Genomic DNA, 21,697 nt, shown 5'->3' with positions numbered 1-21,697 from the left:
TGTTCAGCCCTTGTCACGATAAATTTTCTCCTTTGCGAAAAACTTTTTTTTATTTTATCATGCATCGGCTAAATCTTCAGTGCTTATCAGTAATTTTTGTGCGAGAAATTTTCGCCTTTCAGAGCTGTAATAATATACAATCGTATGAAAATGTCGTATGAAGCACTAAACGTTACTGGTTCAGCACACGCTTCACGGCATAAGGCGTACGGTAAGTGGCATTTGAAATCTTAATGCCGCTTCTGGGATTGCTGGCATGGATAACCTGGCCGTTTCCGATATAAATAGCCACGTGGTTGACTCTTCCGTTCTGTGCATAGAAGATCAGATCGCCGGGCTGCGCCTCAGAAAGGCTCACCTTCGATCCCATGGTACTCTGTGCCGCTGAGGAATGGGGCAGGGATACGCCGTACTTCTTAAATACGCTCAGGACGAAACCGGAGCAGTCCGCGCCACTTGTCAGGCTGGTGCCTCCCCATACATAAGGATTGCCCAGATACTGCTTCGCATAGTTGACCAAATCCACCCTGACGTTGGAAACTCCCTTGCCATAGATCAGTTCCGTCTGGGTCACCGCTCTGTCGAGCTTCTTGGCTATATCCACATAATCGGCGGATACATAAGCCTCCTCGTCATCCAGCATGATCTTAACCCATCCGTCCAGCTTCTCCACGACTTCCAGCTCTTCGCCTTCCGCCACCTGTGTGATTACCGGGTTGTCCGTTCCCGGGCCCTGCCGCACAAACAGTCCGCCGGAATTGCACACCGCCATATCGGTTGCAACCTTGTCCGCCCTGTCCCTGGCTTCCTGACCTGTTAACAGGAACTCAGCTTTTACGTATCCGTTAACCTTGCCGGATTTGATATGCGCCCAGCCGTCCTTGATTTCAAGCACGTCACAGCCGCTGTTCTTGCTCATCTTGCCAACAAGCTTGCCGTCCTCACTGGGTTTCTCACGCACGTTCAGATAATTGGATACATTGGCTATTCCCAGATTACTGAAGCCGTAGATCGCTTTTCTTTCTATTTTAGCTTCTTCCGCCGCCGCAAGGTATTCTTCTTCCTCCACGTTCGCTTCCAGAATCTCTCCAACGCCTGCCGAGGGCACAACAACGCTGCCGTTTCCGGCCGCCATTACAGTCATTCCGGTATATAATACAAATCCAGCCGCCAACACGCCAATTGCTTTTGTTCCTTTTAACATAAAAATATTTCTCCTGTTAATTATCCTGCATCTGCTTCATTCCTGAGGGAATTTTTACAGATTCCTTTCAAAATGTTACAATATTGTTACAACCGTATTATATTCAAATTTTAATTCCCTGTCAATCCATATTTCCCCTTATTTCCTGGAATTTATTTCTAATATAACCGTTGTGTCACTTCACAGTTACCCTTCCGCCGCAAAGAAAAAGTCCTTTCATCCGTTTCAGAAAGGAAGCGTTGGATGGAAGGACCTTTTTCTGCCTCCTGCCGGCCAAAGACGGCGGCGGGAGCATTTTCATTATTATTACATGGCTTTACTTACTTCATATTCCGTATTGTTCATGGCAAATGCGATATTGGTGGCATGATCCGCCACTCTTTCCAGTCCGCTCACCACATCGGAGAAAATCATACTGGCCTCCGGCGTACACAGGTTCTTGGTCATACGTTCTATGTGGGATTTCTGGATTTCCCGTTCCTTATCGTCAATGGCATCCTCCAGATTCGCCACATCCTCGGCACGCTCATCAGAGCCTGTGGAGAACATTTCCACCGAAAAACGGATGATCGTATTGACCATATCCAGCATCTGTCCCAGTTCATGCTGCGCCTCCTTGCTGAAGCCTACGCCGGTGGCCTTTCTCTGTCTTGCCGCATCAGCCACATTTTCCGCATGATCGCCGATTCTTTCAATATCATTTACAATATGGAACAGGGCGCCGATGCTCTTCTGATCCTCAATGGGCAGTGTGGTCTGGTTGATTTTAACCAGATAGTTGGTAATGGAATGATTGAGGAAGTTGATATTCTTCTCCACCGAATAAACGGTTTCAATATCTTCCTCATCCAGGGTTATCAGCGCATTCATGGCGCGGTTCAGGTTGTCGGAGGCAAGATCAGCCATACGCTTCAGCTCCTTGTCCACCTCTACCACCGCCGTAGCCGGATTGAAAACGGTCCTGTCCCCGATATATTTCAGCGTGAAATTGTCGCGGTCGTCCATCTTCATGTCTTCGCCAGGCACGAAGAAATAGGTCATTTTGACGATCAGGCCGGCAAACGGGAAAAGCGCCAGTACCTGGAACACCTTGAAAATAGTATGGGCGTTGGCCACGAAACGTCCCGGGTTGGAGCCGGAAACAATATGAAGCAGATCGATAATCGGACCCATGGCAAGCTTAAGTATGATATACATCAATACCGTTCCTATCACATTGAACAGGAAATGGATCATGGCAGCCCTCTTGGCATCCTTCTTCCCGCTCAGGGATGCCAGCAGCGCGGAGGTACACGCGCCGATATTACAGCCGAGTATGATAAACAGACAGATGGGAAGCTCCAGCAGCCCCTGATTTGCCATCAGCAGCACAATACTTACCGTTACAGAGGAGCTCTGGATTACCGCTGTCAGCAGCGTCCCTACAAGAATGGCAAGCATCGGGCTTGTCAGGGAAGAAAGAATATGCACTATCTCCGGCATGTCCCGCATCCCCGACATGGCGCTGGACATCCCGGACAGGCCCATGAAAAGAACGCCGAAGCCAAGGATAATATGACAGATTTTAACAATGTTCTGCCGCTTGCAGAACATGATGCCCAGGATTCCTGCCAGAAGGAATATCGGGGCTATCTCAGAAAGGTTAAAGGAAACAAGCTGGGAGGTCACCGTAGTACCGATATTGGCACCAAAGATTACACCCGCCGCCTGATACAGATTCATCAGCCCCGAGTTGACGAAGCTGACCACCATTACCGTACACGCCGAGGAGGACTGTATAACCGCTGTAAAAATAATACCGACCAGCATTCCAACAAAGCGGTTCTTGGTAAACATCTCCAGGATGCCCCTCAGCTTGGCACCCGCCGCCTTCTCAATACTCTCGCTCATCAGCCGCATGCCAAACAGGAACAATCCAAGGCCCCCGGCCATTGACAACAGCATCGCACCTATACTCATCTTTTGTCTTTTTCCTTCCCACCTGCGAAAAAGGCCTTTCGGCCTTTTCTCCAGGGTTTGCATTATACATCGATTTTACTTTTTATTTACGCACACTTTACATATATTTTAAGGGATTCTTAAGAAAGTTACAAGAGGAAATGGGGAAAATGTTGATTTTTGTATCAGACGCTTACAATATACAGATAAATTTTGTTGGCTGTTTAACCAGAAAATGGTATACTAAGGAAAAGATTTTATTGGGGAATAAGGAGGATATGCAATGAAAAAAAGGATAGTGACTCTGTTAACCACAGCCCTGCTTTTGAGCTTCGCCTTCTCGTCCACGGTTTCGGCCGCAGGCTTTGTCCAGGATACGTCAGGGGTAAAGTTCCAGAACGATGACGGAAGCTTTGCAGCCAACACCTGGGTGCAGGCCGGGACGGGCATCTATCATCTGGATGCCGCCGGTTTCGTGCAGACAGGCTGGATTCAGGTAGGTGAGCTCTGGTATTACCTGGATGAAACAGGCGTATGCACCACCCCTGAGGGAAGCCCGGTTGGTCCCAATGCCGAAGCCGCCAACCCTGCACCTGCAGCGCCTTCCCAAACAGCTCCGGCCCAGGCGGTCCCCGCTCCCGCCCAGACGGCTCCCGCACCGGATGCCGCCATCGCCGCTGTTTTTGAAGCCGCGGGCTGGACGCTGTATGCGCCCACTGATGCGACACTGCTGCAGAATGGCATTGCCGCCGGGCTGATAGGCTTTGACGGTGCACGCTACTGGGCGTCACCTGTATTTACGGCAGCCCTGGCAGGACAGACTGTTCCTGCGCCGCAGCAACAGGAAGCGCCGCAGGTAACCGCGGACAAGCCTCAGGAGAAAACCGTTTACATCACGGCTACCGGCAATAAATATCACAGAGCAAGCTGCCGTTATCTGGAGAAAAGCAAAATTTCCATCGACCTGTCCGACGCCCTCGCCGCCGGTTATGGCGCCTGCAAGGTCTGCAGGCCCTGAGCCGCATCAGCAAATACCTGAAACAGTATATCTGCAGGTCACAGAAAAACCGGAGACGTCACAGCCTCCGGTTTTTCCAATATTCCCTGCCCGCTTCTATGTCCCGGGCCATATTCTGCTTTAATTCTTCCACACTTGAAAACTTCATCTCCGGGCGGCAGAAGGAGTACAGGCTCACCTCCACATATTCCCCGTAGATTTCCTCATTAAAATCATAAAGATATGTTTCCACGCTCATCTGGCCGCTGTTGCTCACCGTAGGCCGGCAGCCGATATTTGTAATGCCGTTCAGCTGTCTGTTTCCGGCAGATACCCGGGAAAGATACACGCCGTTTGGGGGCAGGAGCTTGTCCCTGGGAGGAAAAAGGTTCACCGTGGGCATCCCCAGTGTCCTTCCCAGCCTTTTCCCATGCATGACAGACCCCGCCACACAGTAGGGAGCGCCCAAAAGCCGTTCCGCCAGCTCCATATTCCCCTTCTGCACCTCTTCCCGCACAAAGGTGGAGCTGATCTCCCGGCCGTTATACATGATTTTGTCGATAACCTGTACCTGATAACCCATCTGTTCGGACATGGCCTGCATAAGATGCCAGTCCCCCTTTCCTTTGTCTCCATAGGAAAGATCCGTCCCTGCCGCAATAAACCTTGTCTGCAGCCTGTCATGCAGCACTTCCCGGACAAAGGTCTCCGGCGGCATGGCCGCGGTTTCCGCATTCATGGGGAATTCAATCAGAAGATCGATTCCCATCCGGTCAAAAACCCGTCTTTTTTCTTCCTTGGTTGTCAGCTCCGCCTGCGGCTTTCCTGAGAAAAACACCCCTGGAGGGGGATCAAAGGTGAAAACCGCCGACTGCAGCCCATCCTCCTTTGCCTTCAGAATCTGGGAAAGAAGCATTCTGTGGCCCTGATGAATGCCGTCAAATTTTCCGATGGCCACCGCCGTATGGTGTTTACATTCAAATTCTGTCGTACCCGAAATTATCTGCATTGAATCACTCCAGTATCCGTACTTTCCGTTATTTCTGCGGGATATTTATCTAAAGGGTTTGGTTCCTTCACAGTCACATTACAGGAACATTTTTACGGGCTGATACCTTTCCTTCTCCTCCGAGAAGGCATAAATGCCGTAAAAACGTCCTTTTCTATCATACACTCTCACCTGTCTGCCGTCCGGAGTCCTTACGCTTTCCTCCGCCTGGCCGGGATAAAAGGCATTCCCATTTTCTATCAGCCTGACAAAAGCGTCCTTCACCGTAAGGACAGGAAGCTCTGTAAACATCGCTTCCACAGGTATCACCTTTTCTTCCAGCCTGCCCTGCGCCGCCAGTTCTTCCAGCTGGGAAAGCTTCAGCGTGCCGTCAATGGTAAAAATGCCCACTCTTGTGCGCTTCAGGCTTTTCATGGTGCCGCCGCAGCCAAGCTTCTGTCCGATATCATGGCATAAGGTCCTGATATAGGTTCCTTTGGAGCAGGCAACGCGGAAGGTGATTTCCGGCAGGCTGACGGAAAGGATTTCGATGCTGTGGATTTCCACCCTCCTGCCCTTCCTCTCCACTTCCTTCCCCGCCCTGGCCAGCTCATACAGCCTTTTGCCGTTCACCTTCAGCGCAGAGTACATGGGCGGGATCTGTTCATAAGCCCCCACAAAGGAGCGGATGGCCTCCACAGCCTGCTCTTCATCCGCCGTCACCTCATGCTCCTCCAATACCGTTCCGGTCACGTCCTGGGTATCCGTCACCTGTCCCAGAAGAAGCACAGCCTCATATTCCTTGCTTTTATCAGTAAGCATATCACACAGCTTCGTGCCGCTGCCCAGGCAAACAGGAAGTACCCCGACCGCTTCCGGATCCAGGGTACCTGTATGGCCGATTTTTTTCTGCCTGCATATGCCGCGCAGCTTTGCCACCACATCATGGGAGGTAAAGCCCGCTTCTTTATAGACATTCAGAATGCCGTTTATCATGTATTCCGCTCCTTGATAAACTGTTTCCAGCCGTCCGGTCAGGCTTAGCGGGCAGAAAAATGCCCGCTGGCCGGGTGGTTACAGCTGCTTTTCAATATGTAACGAAAGGTTATTGATTACATCATGGCAGGTGCCGTTCATGGTACAGCCCGCCGCGCGCACATGCCCGCCTCCTCCGAAATAGGAAGCGATCTGCGATACATTGACGAGACCGCCGGATCTCATGCTCACCTTATACTCCAGCACGCCTGTTTCATACATGAATATGGCGCATTCCACGCCCTTGATACTGCGAAGCTGGCTTACAATGCCCTCCAGATCCTGGGGCGAGGCGCCGTAAAAATCCATGGTTTTCCTGTCAATGACGCTGACCACGCATTTTCCGTCCATGAAAAGGATGCTTTCCAGCAGTGCGCGGCCGAGTATCTGCGTTTGCAGATAGGTTTTTTCATAAAATGTCTCTTCTATGAGACGGCTGAAATCAAAGCCATAGGAAATCAGCTTTGCCGCCGCCCGAAGGGTTTCCGGCGACGTATTGGAATACTGGAACACGCCCGTATCATGGATAATGCCGATATAAAGCGCTTTGGCAATCTCTTCGTCCAGCTGTTCCTTTTCCGTCAGATCATAAATAAGCTCGCTCGTAGAGCTGGCTGTGGGAACCACATAATTCACATCCCCGCAGCCCTTATTGCTGATATGGTGGTCAATATTTATCTTTTTCACAGCGCTGTTGAAATACGCTTCTGCTCCTCCCAGGCGGTCGGACGCAGTATCCAGGGCGAAAAACACATCAAAGCGTTCCTGCTCGCCGTATTCGCTGTTAATTTCTTCCACACTGCTGATGCAGCTGAAAATATCAGCCGGTTTTTCCAGGAAAATATGAAGGTCCGCATCGGGCCTTACCTTTTTCAAATAAAGGTAAAGGCCCATACAGGAACCGACACAGTCTCCGTCCGGACGGATATGTCCGCTGATCCCTATCCTTTTTGCCTGTTTACATTCTTCCAAAAGCTTCATATCAGACCTCCCTGCTGTCAAACATGCGCCAGGCGGAAGCATCTGCCGGCTTATTCTTCTCCGGCTTCCTCATCCGTCTCCGCCTGCGTCCCTGCGCTGCCCATAACTTCATCAATCTTATGTGACATGTTTACTCCGTAGGCAATGGACTGATCCATGATAAAACATACCTCCGGCGTAATACGAAGATTGATTTCCTTCGCCAGCCTGCTTTTGATAAAGCCGGCGGCGCTTCTTAAGCCGGCCAGCGTATCCGCCTGGGCTTTTTCATCCCCAAGCACGCTGATCCATGCCTTGCAGGTCTTCAGATCCGGAGAAACCTCCACCGCTACCACTGAAGTAAGGGGAGCGATTCTGGGATCCTTTATTTCCCCCCGGATGGTTTCGGCAAGCACCTTCTGCACCTCCGTATTGATCCGGGTATTTTTAACACTGTTTTTTCTCATATTACTCCTACCTGTGAGGCAGCAAACTTCCGCAGCTTATCTTGGAACCTCTACCATAATGTAGGCTTCCACGATATCACCCTCCTGAATCTGGTCAAAGCCGTCAAAGACAAGACCACATTCATATCCGGAACGTACTTCCTTCACATCATCTTTAAAACGCTTGAGACTTGCCAGAGTGCCTTCATAAATCTGATCCTTGTCTCTGGTAATTCTCACCTTGCAGTCTCTCTTGAACTCACCGTCAAGCACATAGGAACCTGCAATGTTGCCCACTGCGGATGCTTTGAAAATCTGACGCACTTCCGCATGGCCGATAACCTTCTCCTCAAATACAGGATCCAGCATACCCTTCATTGCGGCTTCGATATCCTCGATAGCCTGGTAAATAACTCTGTACAGACGGATATCCACGCCCTCTCTTTCGGCCGTTGCCTTCGCCGTTGCATCCGGACGGACATTGAAGCCGATAATGATGGCATTAGAGGTTGCGGCCAGGGTGACATCGGATTCGTTGATGGCGCCTACGCCGCCGTGGATGCATTTTACAACCACTTCTTCATTGGTCAGCTTAAGCAGGCTCTGTTTTACCGCTTCCACGCTGCCCTGTACGTCGGCCTTGATAATCAGGTTCAGTTCCTTCAGATTGCCTTCCTGAATCTGGCTGAACAGATCATCCAGAGACATTTTAGCCTTTGTCTCTTCCAGCTTCTTCTCTTTATTCTGTGCGATAAAGGTTTCCGCATAGGCTCTCGCCTCTTTGTCGTTCTCATGTGCCAGGAATACCTCTCCGGCATTGGGAACATCGGAAAGGCCCAGGATTTCCACAGGTGTGGAAGGTCCTGCTTCTTTGGCGCGTCTGCCCTTATCGTCTATCATTGCCCTAACCTTGCCATGGCATGCACCGGCAGAAATAAAGTCGCCCACGTGAAGGGTGCCCTTCTGTACCAGCACGGTTGCCACGGGTCCGCGTCCCTTATCCAGCTCCGCTTCGATGACAAGGCCTCTTGCCTGTCTGTTAGGGTTGGCCTTCAGCTCCAGGATTTCCGAAGTAAGCAGGATCATCTCCAGCAGCTGGTTGATGCCATCGCCGGTCTTTGCGGATACCGGTGCGAATACGGTGCTTCCGCCCCATTCTTCGGGAATAAGCTCATATTCTGCCAGTTCCTGCTTCACCCTGTCGATATTGGCATTGGGTTTATCCATCTTATTTACGGCAACGATGATTTCAATGCCTGCAGCCTTTGCATGGTTGATCGCTTCCACGGTCTGGGGCATAACGCCGTCGTCCGCCGCAACCACCAGGACCGCGATATCCGTGGAGTTGGCGCCGCGCATACGCATGGCTGTAAACGCCTCATGTCCGGGAGTATCCAGGAAGGTGATTTTCTGTCCGTTAATCTGTACAGTATAAGCGCCGATGTGCTGGGTGATTCCGCCCGCTTCACGGTCTGTTACATTTGTCTTTCTGATAGCATCCAGAAGGGAGGTTTTACCATGATCAACATGACCCATAACACAGATAACAGGAGGCCTGGAAATCATATCCTCTTCGTTCTCTTCGTCTTCCTTCAGCAGTTCTTCAATGACATCCACCTTGATTTCTTTTTCGCAGATAATGTCATAATCAATGGCGATATTTTCCGCATCTTCATAGGAAATTTCCTGATTCAGGGTAACAACCTTGCCCTCCAGGAACAGCTTCTTGATGATTGCGGCAGGCAGCAGCTTCATTTTATCGGCCAGTTCCTTAATGGTGATGGTATCACCTACGGTAATAACCTTGATCTGCTCCTCCTGAGTCTCTTCCTTCTTAGGCTCCGGCTTGATAAATCTGCCGGCCTTGTTTTTCAGTTTGTTCTTTGCCGCATTGTCCTCTTCGTAAATGAGGTCTTTCCTGGAGCGTCTATCCCTCTCCTGGCTGCTGCGGCGCTTCTCTTCGTCCCTGTGCTTCTCGCCTTCTTTAATCGGGCTTTCGGGGACAAAACTCTTGCCGCCCGGCGCAGGCTTCCTGAATTTATTGTCCGCGGCACGTTTAGCGTCCGGCCTTCCGCCTGCGCCCTGTGTACGGTCTCCCTGAGGACGGTCACTATTGCCGCCAGGTCTGCCGCCATTTGTATTACGGTTAAAGCCCTGGCCAGGCCTCTGGCCGCCGCCAAAGCCCGGACGGCTCTGGCCTTCACCAGGTCTGCCCTGCGGCCTGTCGCTTCTGGGTGCCCTTGTGTCCGTGCGTCCGCCCTGCGGCCTGTCGTTTCTCGGATTTCTGGACTGCGGCCTGTCTGTCCTGCCGCTGTCCGGACGGCTGCCCTGCGGTCTGCTGCCCTCCGGGCGGCTGTTCTGCGGCCTGTCGCTTCTGTTATCCGTTCTTCCTTCATTCCTGTTATCACTTCTCTCGGCCCTTGCCGCTTTCTCCGCGGCAGCTTTTTCTTCTCTTGCTTTCTGTTCTCTGGCTGCTCTTTCCGCAGCTTCCGCACGCCTGCGCTGTTCTTCCAGCCTCTCATCGGGCATCTGGGGCTGTGAAGGCTTGGTAAGGGGCTTGATCAGCTTGGGCTGTTCAAAACCGATTCTTCCTGAAGAACGGTTCTGGTTATTATTCTGACGGTTCTGGCCGTTTCTTCCCTGCCCGCCGGAATTGTTACCGCGGCCGGAATTATTTCTGCCGCCGTTGTTTCCATTATTTCCGTTGTTGCTGCCCCTTCTGTCTCCATTATTTCCAGACACACCGGGTTTATTCCCGGCTGAGGACTGACGCTGTCCGCCGGACTGCATTTTGCTGTTGTGCGGATTGCTCACAAAAATAATGTTTTTCTTCTTTTTCACCGGCGCATCGGCTGCGCCGCCTTCACGGTGCTCAGCGGCAGGCTGTGCCGCTGCAGAAGGCTGCGCTGCCGCAGTCTGGACCTGTTCCTGCTTTCCGTGATTTTCATTCTGCGTATTCTCTGTTTTCTTTTCCGGCGTAACGCCCGTCGTCTTCATGGATGCTTCTTCCACTACGCGTTTTTCTCCTTCGCTTTTACCAAAATGTTTCTTTACCATCGCTGTCGCATCGTCTTCAATGGAGCTTTGGGCGGCTTTCGCCTCCACCCCTTTTCCCTGAAGAAATGTGATTACGTCTTTACTGTGTATACCTAACTCTTTTGCAAGTTCAAATACTTTCGTTTTAGCCATGCTGCTACCTCCGTCTACTTGGCTTCTTCCAAATGTCCGATCAGGCTTTTGGCAAACCCGTCATCTGTTACCGCCAGGGATGCCCTCATTTCCTTTCCCATCGCGTGTCCCAGCCCCTCCTTGGTATCATAGAGGTAAAAGGGTACGCGGTAGTACTCGCACATGTTCCGGAAGTTTTTCTTTGTATTGTCAGAGGCATCATTTCCTACGATCACCAGCCTTGCAGCACCGGACTTCACACACTTTTCCGTCATGAACTCACCGCTGACCACTGATGAAGCCCTGGTGGCAAGACCCAGCAGGGATAAAATCTTATTCTGCTTCAAACTCCTCAAACTCCCTCTCCAGACTGTCATATACTTCATTTGGAATATTCATCTTGAAGGAGCGCTCCAGGCCTTTGCCTTTCCTTGCCTTTTTCAGGCATTCCATGGATTTGCAAAGATAAGCGCCTCTTCCATTTTTTTTACCGGTCACATCCAGTACAATGTCTCCTTCTGCAGTCTTCAGGACGCGCATCATTTCTTTTTTGCCCTTCATTTCGCCGCAGCCTACGCATTGTCTCATGGGAACTTTCTTATTCATAGTTCTCTCCGTCATCCTCTGTCAGTTCTTCCTGTGAAGCTTCATCCAGGTTCTCGTCGAAGGTTTCTTCAAGAGGAGCTTCCTCATAGGCTTCCTCTCCGGCATATTCCCCGGAATCCTCAGACTCCTCATAATCGCCGTCGTACTCTTCCTCGTATTCGCCGTCTTCCTCATCGTAATCATCATCCAGATAATCCTCATAACGGAAGCCGGGTGCATCCTTGGCCTGTGTCTCGCTCTTGATATCTATCTTGTAACCTGTCAGCCTTGCCGCCAGTCTGGCGTTCTGTCCTTCCTTGCCGATTGCCAGGGAAAGCTGGTAATCAGGAACAACAACCTTTGCGGTTTTTTCATCAGGATCCGCAAATACGGCAACAATCTTGGCAGGGGAAAGTGCATTCTGAATCAGGTTTCCGGGGTTCTCATCCCAGTTGACGATATCGATCTTCTCGCCGCGCAGCTCATCCACAATGGCGTTTACCCTGGCGCCGTTCATACCTACGCAGGCGCCCACCGCGTCAACGTTGGGATTGTTGGACCAGACAGCCATTTTTGTACGGCTTCCCGCTTCTCTGGCGATGCTTTTGATTTCTACCGTTCCGTCCTTTATTTCGGTAACCTCGGATTCAAACAGCCTCTTAACCAGCTCCGGATGGGTGCGGCTCACAAGGATACGCGGTCCCTTGGGTGTGTTCTTCACCTCCAGGATATAGACCTTGATTCTCTCGGTGGGCTTGAATACCTCGCCCTTTACCTGCTCGCTTTCATTCAGGAGGGCATCGGCCTTTCCTAAATTAATGCTTATGTTCTTACCCACATATCTCTGGACAACGCCGGTAACCACATCTTTTTCTTTTTCAAAATACTGATTGTAAATTACGCTTCTTTCTTCTTCCCTGATCTTCTGCAGTATCACGTTCTTGGCATTCTGTGTGGCAATACGCCCGAATTCCTTGGACTTGATTTCCACATGAATGACATCTCCCACCTTGGCTCTCTTGGAAATCTCCTGGGCATCCTCCAGGGCGATCTGCAGGCAGTCATCCTCCACGTCATCCTCTGTCTCCACCACTTCCTTTTCCGCATACACGAGAAAATCGCAGGTTTTCCGGTCAATTTCCACCTTCACGTTATCCGCTTTGCCGAAATGGTTTTTGCACGCCGTAAGCAGGGAATTCTCAATCGCCTCAAAAAGTGTCTCCTTGCTGATTTCTTTTTCTTTTTCCAGAATATCCAGCGCTTCCATTAATTCCTTATTCATTGCTTTAACCTCCAAAAATATTTAAAAATCAAATGTAAGCCTTATCAGGGCGATTTCAGACCTTGCAAAAACTTTTTCTTCCTCTTGTGTTTCAATTGTGACGCTGTTTTCATCAAATGCTTTCAGAATGCCCGCAAATTCCTTCTGTTTATCCTTAGGCTTGTAGAGCCGCAGCTCCACTTCCTCTCCAAGGCTCTTTTCCAAATGCTTATCCTTCTTCAGCGTCCTGCCCAGTCCCGGGCTGCTGACCTCCAGAATATAAGCATCATCAATAAAATCCTCTTCATCCAACTTGTCGGAAAGCGCTCTGCTCACATTCTCACAGTCGAGAATATTCACACCCTCCGGCTTGTCGATATAAGCCCTCAAATACCAGTCGCTGCCTTCCTTCGCGTACTCAACGTCGTAAATCTCCACGCCGTTTGCTTCTGCAATGGGTGCAAGCACTTCTTCGGTACGGGTTTCAATCGTTCTGCCTTTTGACATTCGTTCACCAGTTCCTTTCTTTATTCAGTTGTAAGTTGCCTAATCAATAAAGAAGAGTGGACCGGAAGTCCACTCTACTCTAGTAATCTTATTAACCTTACAGTAGTATAACACCATTGTATACAAAACGCAAGTGCAAAATGCGGAGGGTATGGTGGCCTCTCGGGAGGGTGGATAAGCCCGGAGCATTTCCGGCGGTGTCTGGGGGAGGGGTTCCGGGGTGCGGGGCGGGCTGTGTTACTGGTTCGGCCTCAAAAATGGGATATTTCTAATCGTCCCGTTTTTCCATGCTTCTTCCAACATGGCGCAAACTCCTCACTTCGTTCGTCAAACAGCGCCATTAGGAACGGAGCGAAGCATGAAAAAACGGGGCGATAAGAAATATCTCCATTTTTTCGGGACTCACCTGTAACACAGCCCGCCCCGCACCCCGGAACCCCTCCCCCAGACACCGCCGGAAATACTCCGGGCCGGCAGGTAACGAAAAGGACGCCGCACGCTTCCGTATTTTATATAGAAGAAAAAGAAAAAGGACTGGAGGGAGGTAATTTTATTTTATGGAGTTTTAACTTGTTTCATTATTCTTTTTTCAACAAATGCCGCTGTATTCAGGGATAAGCGCATCCGGCCCGGTTCCTTTCTTCTGTTTCACGGGGCGGCGGGAGGTTGGGAGGGCTGCGGCAGGGCGGGGAGGTGGGGGGAAGGGAGCGGCTCCATTGGAAAAAACGGTGATGTTTCTTACTGCGCCGGAAGGCCGGGATTTTGCCGTCCTTTGCGGCTTGTCTGACGAACGCAGACGACCACAGCAACTAAGATACAGCCACCGCACACAGGGGTCGCTGCGGAGGAGTTTCAGCCGCTTTGGCACAATCCCGGCCTTCCGGCGCAGTTAGAAACACCCCGTTTTTGAGACTGGGGCCGCCCCTCCCCCACTCTTTTTGTATTTGGGACTTTTCTCTTGGTTTTTAGTGTGATAGAATATATTGTCACAGCGGCATTGTTTTGAAGCGGCAGTGCAGTGCTGTAATTCATATTATTTTAGGGGGTTTTTCCTTATGAAAGAACAAAAGAATTCGTTTTCCGGCCGGATCGGTTTTATATTGGCGGCGGCAGGGTCTGCTGTGGGGCTGGGGAATATCTGGCGGTTTCCTTATCTGGCGGCGAAGTACGGCGGAGGGACTTTTCTGCTGATTTATCTGATACTGGCGGTGACGTTTGGTTTCGCCCTGATGCTGACGGAGATTGCTTTGGGGCGGAAAACGGGAAAGAGTACGTTGTATGCTTTTACGTCCCTGAATAAGAAGTTTTCTTTCCTGGGCGTGCTTTCCAGTATTGTTCCCATTATTATCTTTCCTTATTATTGTGTAATCGGGGGATGGGTGGCCAAGTATCTGTTTGTGTATGTGACAGGGCAGGGGCTGGCGGCTACGGAGGACAGCTTTTTTACGGGTTTTATCGGTGAGGTTGGGCAGCCTTTGTTCTGGCTTTTCCTTTTTATTGCGGCTACTGCTTTTATTGTTATGCTTGGCGTGGAAAAGGGGATTGAGAAGGCGAGCAAAATATTGATGCCGATTCTTGTCCTTCTTTCCCTGGGGATTGCGGTTTATGTGGTGACGCGGCCGGGGGCTGTGGACGGGCTGATTTATTATATCAAGCCTGATTTCTCGGAGTTTTCGGTGAATTGTGTGCTTGCGGCGATGGGGCAGCTTTTTTATTCCATGTCTCTTGCCATGGGTATTATGATTACGTATGGTTCTTATATGCCGAAGTCGGAAAACATTGAGTCGTCGGTGCGCAGTATTGAGCTTTTTGATACGGGAATTGCTTTTATTTCAGGTATGATTATTATTCCTTCGGTGTTCGTTTTTTCCGGCGGGAACAAGGATATTCTTTCTTCGGGGCCGAGCCTGATGTTTATTACGCTTCCCAAGGTTTTCGCCAGCATGCGGGCCGGTGCGATTCTGGGGCTGGTATTTTTCCTGCTTGTTTTATTTGCGGCCCTGACTTCTTCCATTTCTTTAATGGAAACGGTGGTGTCTATTGTTCAGGACAAATTCCATATGAAAAGGAAGACGGCGTGTCTTGAGGTCATGGTTTTTGCCCTGGTGATGGGAATTCCTTCTTCTCTGGGCTTTGGCGTACTTTCCTGGGTGGCTCCTCTGGGGCTTTCCATCCTGGATTTCTTTGATTTCCTGAGCAACAGTGTGCTTATGCCCGTGGTGGCGATATTTACCTGTATTTTTGTGGGTTTTGTCGTGAAGCCGAAGGTGGTTACGGATGAGGTGAAGCTTTCCGCTCCGTTTAAGGATGAAAAGCTTTATGTGGTTCTTGTGAAATATGTGGCTCCGATTCTGATCTTTTTGATTCTTATCAGTTCTATCGCCAATACGTTTGGATGGATTAGCCTGTAAGGGCAGTTGGGTCGGTTTCAGGCGGTTTGCCAGAGCAGGGCAGCCGGAAATGGGAAACGTGGATGTGTTTCTCATTTCCGGCTGTCTTTTTTAGTTTTGCAGGATGTGTTCTGCGGGATGGTTCGGCTGACTGCTGACCGCAGGCCGGAGGGGAACGGAGGGTGGAAAGCGGCAAGGGAAAGGGCTTCCGTCCGGGAAAATGCCGGGCCGTCCGCAAGAAACCGGGCCAGGTTCTTTTTGGCTGCCTTTGTGTAATTTTCAATGCTGCCATATTGTTTTACTGCCATTTCGCCAATCTCATCTTCTCTGGAGCGCATCATTGTAAGCATTTCATCAAAGCTTTCCAGGCTTCCAAATTGTTTTACAATTTCTTCGGAATTATTTTGTCTGTATTCATTCAGTGCGTTAAAGTAATCCGTCATATCAAATTTTTTGAAGTCCATGCATTTTTCTCCTTTAATCAGTTTGTCCAGCAGTTCGATCAGGACATTCAGGCGGTCGCGTTTGAGCTGTATAAGTTCGCGCTGTTTTATGAATGCGTTCATTTTATCAAACTGCGGGTTTTCCATAATGGTTTTAACTTCCTTCAGCGTGAAGTCCAGTTCCTTGAAAAAAAGGATCTGCTGGAGAGTTTCCAGCGTATTTTCATCGTAGAGGCGGTATCCGGCCTCCGTCAGTCCCGCCGGCTTGAGCAGTCCGATTTCATCGTAGAACTGGAGGGTGCGCACGCTGACTCCTGTCAGGTTTGCCACCTGTTTTACTGTCATCATATATTTTCACCTTCTTTCCTTCCCTCAGGTATTACTTTAGGCTATCACCATACGTGAGGGTCAATACCTATAAAATCTTTTTATAATTATTCTGTGATTAGGTTTGTGTAATATGAAAGCCGGTTTGGCGTATGAAAGGAGTTTTTTGGAGAAAAAAATGGAGATTTTGACAGATGCGGTAATAAAGGCGGCTTCAGAAGCTGTTGATAAAGAAGGGGGCGGTAATGTAAACTTAAAAACGCCGGAGATGATATCAAAAAAGCAACGGACTGCGTTTTTTCCGGCTTTATGATAATTCATCCCAGCGTTCAGAGCGTATTCAGCGGGCGGCAGCGCATGGGGCGCTGGGAACCGCAGGCTGTTTTCACAGGCGAAGGGCAGGAACCAGGACATCCTCTACCGTCCTATTTTCCGCCGCTTTTCAGGTTGGCAATGATCTTCTTCGCACAGGCAAGGAACTCTTCCATTTCCTGTTCATGGAAGCCCTGCCAGATTTGTTCGTCAATATTCCGGAAGTCCTCATGCACCTGGGCGGCCCTGCTGCGGCCTTCCTCAGTGAGGACTATAAGGAAGGAACGGCGGCAGTCGGGATGCTTTTCCCGGGTCAGGTATCCGGCTTCCTCCAGACGGTCGAGGGTGCGGGACATGGTTGCCACATCCATACAGCACCGGTCGGCCAGTTCCCGCTGGGTCACATGGTCTTTTTCATATAATTTATTCAGAATCCTCGGCTGTCCCGGTGACAGTCCCAGCTTCTGAAAATACGGCTGGAGGATTCTTTTCCTGGCAATTTCCATTTCCACCATAGCATCTCTGATTTCCCATTTTTCCATTCTGTTATCACTCTCCTGACTTTCATTCCGGCGGCATCCTGCCGCCAGGGTTCTTCCTCAGCTTCGGGTATGAGGCCGGGGAGGAACCTTTGCGGGGTACAGGCTTCCTTTTTATTGTAGCATGGTTTGACGGGTCATTCCAGTTCGAATTGTCCAGTATACAGCTGATAATAGCGGCCTTTCTGCTCTAAAAGCTCCTCGTGATCGCCCCGTTCTATGATCTCTCCTTTTTCCAGCACCATAATCGCCTTGGAATTACGCACAGTGGAAAGTCTGTGGGCTATGACAAATACGGTCCGTCCCTCCATCAGGGCATCCATGCCTTTTTCGATAAGCTTTTCCGTCCGGGTATCGATGGAGCTGGTGGCTTCATCCAAAATCAACACGGGCGGGTTGGAAATTGCCGCTCTGGCAATGGCAAGCAGCTGTCTCTGTCCCTGGGAAAGATTGGAGCCGTCGCTGTAAAGCATGGTCTGATAACCCTCGGGAAGCCTTCGGATAAAGGAATCCGCGTTGGCGATGCGGGCCGCTTCCTTTACTTCCTCATCCGATGCCTTCAGTCTGCCATAGCGGATATTATCGGCAATGGTCCCGGTAAACAGGTGGGTATCCTGGATTACCATGGACAGGGAACGGCGCAGATCCTTTTTGCGGATATCCCGGATGTCCAGGCCGTCGTAGGTGATGGTGCCGCCCTGGATCTCATAAAAACGGTTGACCAGGTTGATGATCGTCGTCTTTCCCGCGCCTGTGGAGCCTACAAAGGCTATTTTCTGGCCGGGCTTTGCATAAAGGCTGATGCCGTTTAATATCTTCTTTTCGGAAGTATAGCCAAACACCACATCGGTAAACCGCACATCGCCCTTCAAAGGCACCAGATGGCTGCCGCCGTCCTCTCCCGGCACCTTCCAGGCGTAATCCCTGCCCTCGCTGCCGTTTTCTTCCAGATGTCCGTCTTTTTCCCGTACATGGCAGAGCGTGATTTTCCCTTCGTCTGTTTCCGGCTCCTCTTCCATCATCTCAAAGATACGCTCCGCACCGGAAAGCGCCGCCAGCAGGAAATTGATCTGCTGGGTAAACTGGTTCATGGGCATGGCGCTCTGTCTTACATAGACCAGATAAGAGGCCAGGCTTCCAAGATCCATCAGCCCGGACAGCACAAACATGCCGCCCACGCAGGCGGAAACCGCATAGTTAAAATAGGAAAGGCTGACGATTGTCGGCACCATCATGCCCGAATAGGACAACGCCTTTGTAGATGCCTCCCGCAGCGCTTCATTTCTCCGGCAGAACTCTTCGAAGTCCTTATCCTCGTGGTTAAAAACCTTTTCCACCTTCTGGCCGCCCACCATTTCTTCCACAAAGCCGTTGATGCTTCCCAGATGCTTCTGCTGGGCCAGATAATATTTTTTACTCCGCTTTCCGTTAAACTGGATGAAGAGGAACATCAGCAGCAAAAAGCCGATGACAATCAGGGAAAGCCTGAAATTCAGGATAATCAGCATGGTAATGGTGCCCGTTACCACGATAAAGCTCTGTATCAGAAGGGTAAAGCTGTTGTTCAGCGCCTCGGTCAGGGTATCCACATCATTGGTGAACCTGCTCATCAGCTCGCCGTGAGTATGCGCGTCGAAATAGGAAAGCGGAAGGTCCTGGGTATGTTCAAACAAATCCCTTCTGATGCGTCCCACGATTTTCTGGCAGGTGTGCACCATCAGCTGATTGTAGCCCAGCGTGGCCAGCGCCCCGAAGCCGTACATGACGGCCATCAGAATCAGGATACGGATAAGCCCCGGGATATTTCCCGGCAGAATGTACCGGTTGATAACCGGCTTGAGCATATAGGTTCCCAGAATGTTGGCAAGGCTGCTGATACACACCAGTATCCCCACCAGCACCATGGACCATTTATAGATTCCCATATAGTGGAGCATCTTTTTCATGGTTTTCTTTTTATCCTTCGGTCTTGCATATCCGGTATATTTCGCCATTACAGATCAGCTCCTTCCTGCTGGGATTGATAGATTTCCTGATAAATTTCATTATTCTTCAGAAGCTCCTCATGGGTGCCCACGGCATGGACCCTGCCGTCCTCAAGGATGATGATTTCATCCGCATGGACGACGGAGGTGATCCGCTGGGCAATGATGATTTTGGTGGTGCCCGGCAGGCTGCGTTCCATCCCTTCCCGTATCTTCGCTTCCGTTGCCGTGTCCACGGCGCTTGTGGAATCGTCCAGAATCAGCACCCTGGGCTTCTTCAGCAAGGCCCTGGCAATGCAGAGCCTCTGTTTTTGCCCGCCGGATACATTTACGCCGCCCTGGCCCAGGTCGGTGTCATAGCCGTTTTCCAGCCTTTCGATAAATTCATCCACGCAGGCGATTCTGCATGCCTCTTCTATCTCTTCCTCCGTGGCGTCCTCCTTCCCCCACCGCAGGTTATCCCTGACGGTTCCGGAAAAAAGCGTGTTTTTCTGAAGCACCATGGCTATGGCATCCCGCAGATGCCTCAGCGGATATTCCTGCACCGGATGCCCGTCGATGCGGATCTCTCCCTCCGTCACATCATACAGACGGGGAATCAGCTGCACCAGCGTGGATTTGGCGGCGCCGGTTCTTCCGATGATGCCGATTGTCTGGCCGGCCTTCATATGAAGCGTAATGTCCGAAAGCACATATTCCTGCGCATCTTTGCTGTATTTAAAGTATACATGGTCAAAATCAATTTCTCCTTTTTCAACAAAAATGTCCTTTGACCGTTCCTCGGTGATGTCGATTTTCTCGTCCATTACTTCCGTGATACGCTTCCAGGAGGTGAGGGATCGGGTGAACATCATAAATACATTGGATATCATCATCAGGGAATTAAGTACCTGGAGCACATAGCTTAAAAAACCGGTCAGCTCGCCCACCTGCATGCCTCCCACCAAAATCAGCCTGCCGCCAAACCAGAGGATGCACAGAATGGTAGTGTACATGACAAGCTGCATGGCAGACATATTCAGGGAAGCGACCCTAAAAGCCCTCTCCGAGGTGGTCAAAAGCCCGGTATTCACCTCTTCGAATTTCGCCAGCTCATAATCGCCTCTGACATAAGACTTCACCACCCGGATTGCCGTCAGGTTTTCCTGGATAATGCGGTTAACCAGATCCACTGCTTTCTGCATTTTGGAATACAGCGGCCGGACATGGGAAATAATGAGGAATAAAAGAACGCCCAGAACAGGCGCAGCTATCAGAAAAACCACTGCCAGCTCTTTGTTGATATAAAAGGAAACGGCAATGGCGGTAATCATCATCACCGGCGCGCGGCAGGTCGGACGCATGCCGCCGGAAATGGAATTCTGGATATTGGTCACATCTCCCGTCAGCCTTGTGACAAGGGATGAGGTCCGGAAATGATCCGTATTGGCAAAGGAAAACTGCTGGAGCTTCCGGTATTCATCCTTTCGGATTTCCGCGCCGATGCCCTGTCCGCAGACGGCGGCAAATCTGGCGCTTCCCGCTCCCAGCACCATGGAAACAACCGCACAGCCCGCCATGAGCAGGCCTTTTTCAAAAATATAGGCCTTATCCGCGTTGGCAATTCCCACATCCACCATATCCGCCATGATGAGGGGAATAATCAGCTCCAGAAAGGTCTCCAAAACAATACAGAACACTGCCAGAACCGTTGCTGTCCTGTATTTCTTCATGTAAGAAAGTAAACGTCTCATACTGCCTCCAAATTCAAGTATTTACAATTATTGCATATGCAACTATTTTATGGGCATTATTTGATTTTGTCAACTCCTGCATCTTCTTTTATTTTTCATGCCCTGAATTATGCAACGGATTCGCTCTATCCGGTCTGTTATGGACTATTGCAAATATTACTACATTAATGTAGACTATATTACCGTTCTGTGGTAGTCTGTATATAGTGATGTGTCGGAATTTTGATATGGAAGGAGCCGCTCTTTGGGTGAAAAAATCGGAGTGGCCCGGAGGATAAGAAAATGTTGGATGAAATCACTGACTGTGCGGTATCAGGAAGGCTTCAGGAAATATTCCTGAAGGATGGGGATTACCGTAAGCTGAGCGAAACGGAAAAGGAGGCTGCCGTCAGCTGTTACCGCGAGCTGCCTGAAGAATACCATGATCTGGTGGAGTCGCTGATGGAATGTCATAGCAGCTGCTGCGGGAAGCTGATAGAACTGGCATATAAGCAGGGAATGAAAGACTGTGCGCGCCTGCTTGAAGAGCTGAACCTCAAATAAAAAAACATAAAAAAGAACTGTAGACACAAGGCCTGCAGCACTTCTTTCGGGTTGGGCTATTCTTTTCAAAATAGTCAACAGCTCGTAGGGGAATCGAACCCCTGATTCCGCCGTGAGAGGGCGGCGTCTTAACCGCTTGACCAACGAGCCATCTGGTGTTGTCCGCGATAACTTCCCGCGTGACACTTGTATATAATAATACAAGTTGCCAGGAAATGCAAGTACTTTTTTTGAAATTTTTCTATTTTTTATTTTGCTTTTATTTTAACGCAATATTGTTTCGCAAAAAGCCTGCGCAAAAGCTGCTTTTTAAGGGGCGGCAGAGCTTCGGAGGGA

Annotated in this window: 19 protein-coding genes and 1 tRNA gene; 4 read left to right on the top strand and 16 right to left on the bottom strand. The window is 50.2% G+C overall.

Translation table 11 applies throughout. The annotated features are described in order from the left end of the window. Window positions 1-172: 172 nt before the first annotated feature. Window positions 173-1,204, bottom strand: a complete 1,032-nt coding sequence (locus tag FYJ45_RS19135; protein WP_021638795.1) for a C40 family peptidase — start codon at window positions 1,202-1,204, stop codon at window positions 173-175. Window positions 1,205-1,510: 306 nt separating this feature from the next. After that, window positions 1,511-3,163 (bottom strand): Na/Pi cotransporter family protein, encoded by a 1,653-nt coding sequence (locus FYJ45_RS19130; RefSeq protein WP_154466680.1) that lies wholly within the window; start codon window positions 3,161-3,163, stop codon window positions 1,511-1,513. A gap of 262 nt (window positions 3,164-3,425) precedes the next feature. Here FYJ45_RS19130 and FYJ45_RS19125 point away from each other — a divergent pair, with 262 nt between their 5' ends. Beyond that, window positions 3,426-4,160 carry a hypothetical protein gene (locus FYJ45_RS19125; protein WP_154466678.1) on the top strand — a complete coding sequence of 245 codons (735 nt, stop codon included), beginning with the start codon at window positions 3,426-3,428 and terminating at the stop codon, window positions 4,158-4,160. Between the two features lie 58 nt (window positions 4,161-4,218). Here FYJ45_RS19125 and FYJ45_RS19120 read toward each other — a convergent pair whose 3' ends face one another. From FYJ45_RS19120 to FYJ45_RS19080, 9 genes are all read right to left on the bottom strand, one after another. Then, window positions 4,219-5,148 (bottom strand): bifunctional riboflavin kinase/FAD synthetase, encoded by a 930-nt coding sequence (locus FYJ45_RS19120; RefSeq protein WP_154466676.1) that lies wholly within the window; start codon window positions 5,146-5,148, stop codon window positions 4,219-4,221. Window positions 5,149-5,226: 78 nt separating this feature from the next. Then, on the bottom strand, window positions 5,227-6,123 hold the full coding sequence (truB, locus tag FYJ45_RS19115; protein WP_154466675.1) for a tRNA pseudouridine(55) synthase TruB: 897 nt from the start codon (window positions 6,121-6,123) through the stop codon (window positions 5,227-5,229). 78 nt (window positions 6,124-6,201) lie between these two features. Further along, window positions 6,202-7,143, bottom strand: coding sequence for a DHH family phosphoesterase (locus tag FYJ45_RS19110; protein ID WP_154466673.1), 942 nt, complete (start codon window positions 7,141-7,143; stop codon window positions 6,202-6,204). A gap of 50 nt (window positions 7,144-7,193) precedes the next feature. Next, window positions 7,194-7,589: a 30S ribosome-binding factor RbfA gene (rbfA, locus tag FYJ45_RS19105; RefSeq protein WP_021638787.1), complete on the bottom strand. Its 396-nt coding sequence runs from the start codon at window positions 7,587-7,589 to the stop codon at window positions 7,194-7,196. Window positions 7,590-7,625: 36 nt separating this feature from the next. Next, entirely contained in the window at window positions 7,626-10,757 is a 3,132-nt protein-coding gene (gene infB, locus FYJ45_RS19100; RefSeq protein WP_154466671.1) for a translation initiation factor IF-2, read from the bottom strand. A gap of 14 nt (window positions 10,758-10,771) precedes the next feature. Further along, on the bottom strand, window positions 10,772-11,113 hold the full coding sequence (locus tag FYJ45_RS19095) for a L7Ae/L30e/S12e/Gadd45 family ribosomal protein (protein ID WP_081745525.1): 342 nt from the start codon (window positions 11,111-11,113) through the stop codon (window positions 10,772-10,774). Next, on the bottom strand, window positions 11,070-11,342 hold the full coding sequence (gene rnpM / locus FYJ45_RS19090; protein ID WP_021638784.1) for an RNase P modulator RnpM: 273 nt from the start codon (window positions 11,340-11,342) through the stop codon (window positions 11,070-11,072). Before rnpM ends, FYJ45_RS19095 begins: the two co-directional genes overlap by 44 nt. Further along, the gene (gene nusA, locus FYJ45_RS19085) at window positions 11,335-12,603 is read right to left on the bottom strand and encodes a transcription termination factor NusA (RefSeq protein WP_021638783.1); all 1,269 of its coding nucleotides are present in this window, start codon (window positions 12,601-12,603) and stop codon (window positions 11,335-11,337) included. Before nusA ends, rnpM begins: the two co-directional genes overlap by 8 nt. 21 nt (window positions 12,604-12,624) lie before the next feature. After that, entirely contained in the window at window positions 12,625-13,089 is a 465-nt protein-coding gene (locus FYJ45_RS19080) for a ribosome maturation factor RimP (protein WP_154466669.1), read from the bottom strand. Between the two features lie 1,055 nt (window positions 13,090-14,144). On the opposite strand from FYJ45_RS19080, the gene FYJ45_RS19075 reads away from it, so the two are divergent. After that, complete coding sequence (locus tag FYJ45_RS19075; RefSeq protein WP_154466667.1) at window positions 14,145-15,500, top strand: sodium-dependent transporter; 1,356 nt, start codon at window positions 14,145-14,147, stop codon at window positions 15,498-15,500. A gap of 71 nt (window positions 15,501-15,571) precedes the next feature. Here FYJ45_RS19075 and FYJ45_RS19070 read toward each other — a convergent pair whose 3' ends face one another. Beyond that, entirely contained in the window at window positions 15,572-16,270 is a 699-nt protein-coding gene (locus tag FYJ45_RS19070; RefSeq protein ID WP_154466665.1) for a MerR family transcriptional regulator, read from the bottom strand. Window positions 16,271-16,427: 157 nt separating this feature from the next. Here FYJ45_RS19070 and FYJ45_RS31490 point away from each other — a divergent pair, with 157 nt between their 5' ends. Next, window positions 16,428-16,562, top strand: coding sequence for a hypothetical protein (locus FYJ45_RS31490; protein ID WP_268890954.1), 135 nt, complete (start codon window positions 16,428-16,430; stop codon window positions 16,560-16,562). Window positions 16,563-16,674: 112 nt separating this feature from the next. On the opposite strand, the gene FYJ45_RS19065 is transcribed toward FYJ45_RS31490, so the two are convergent. From FYJ45_RS19065 to FYJ45_RS19055, 3 genes are all read right to left on the bottom strand, one after another. Then, a complete protein-coding gene (locus tag FYJ45_RS19065) occupies window positions 16,675-17,103 on the bottom strand; it encodes a MarR family winged helix-turn-helix transcriptional regulator (RefSeq protein ID WP_021639644.1) in 429 nt (142 codons plus the stop codon). 134 nt (window positions 17,104-17,237) lie between these two features. Next, entirely contained in the window at window positions 17,238-19,094 is a 1,857-nt protein-coding gene (locus tag FYJ45_RS19060) for an ABC transporter ATP-binding protein (protein ID WP_154466663.1), read from the bottom strand. After that, window positions 19,094-20,818 (bottom strand): ABC transporter ATP-binding protein, encoded by a 1,725-nt coding sequence (locus tag FYJ45_RS19055; protein WP_154466661.1) that lies wholly within the window; start codon window positions 20,816-20,818, stop codon window positions 19,094-19,096. Before FYJ45_RS19055 ends, FYJ45_RS19060 begins: the two co-directional genes overlap by 1 nt. A 282-nt stretch (window positions 20,819-21,100) precedes the next feature. Between FYJ45_RS19055 and FYJ45_RS19050 the strand changes: the two genes are divergently transcribed. Then, window positions 21,101-21,361, top strand: coding sequence for a hypothetical protein (locus tag FYJ45_RS19050; protein WP_154466659.1), 261 nt, complete (start codon window positions 21,101-21,103; stop codon window positions 21,359-21,361). 78 nt (window positions 21,362-21,439) lie between these two features. Here FYJ45_RS19050 and FYJ45_RS19045 read toward each other — a convergent pair. Beyond that, window positions 21,440-21,511: transfer RNA gene (locus FYJ45_RS19045), tRNA-Glu, on the bottom strand. Between the last annotated feature and the right edge of the window lie 186 nt (window positions 21,512-21,697).

The sequence above is a fragment of the Eisenbergiella porci genome (assembly GCF_009696275.1).
Taxonomy (GTDB): Bacteria; Bacillota; Clostridia; order Lachnospirales; family Lachnospiraceae; genus Eisenbergiella; species Eisenbergiella porci.
Note: the sequence above shows the minus strand (reverse complement) of the source record. Positions and strands in the feature narration are given on the sequence as shown.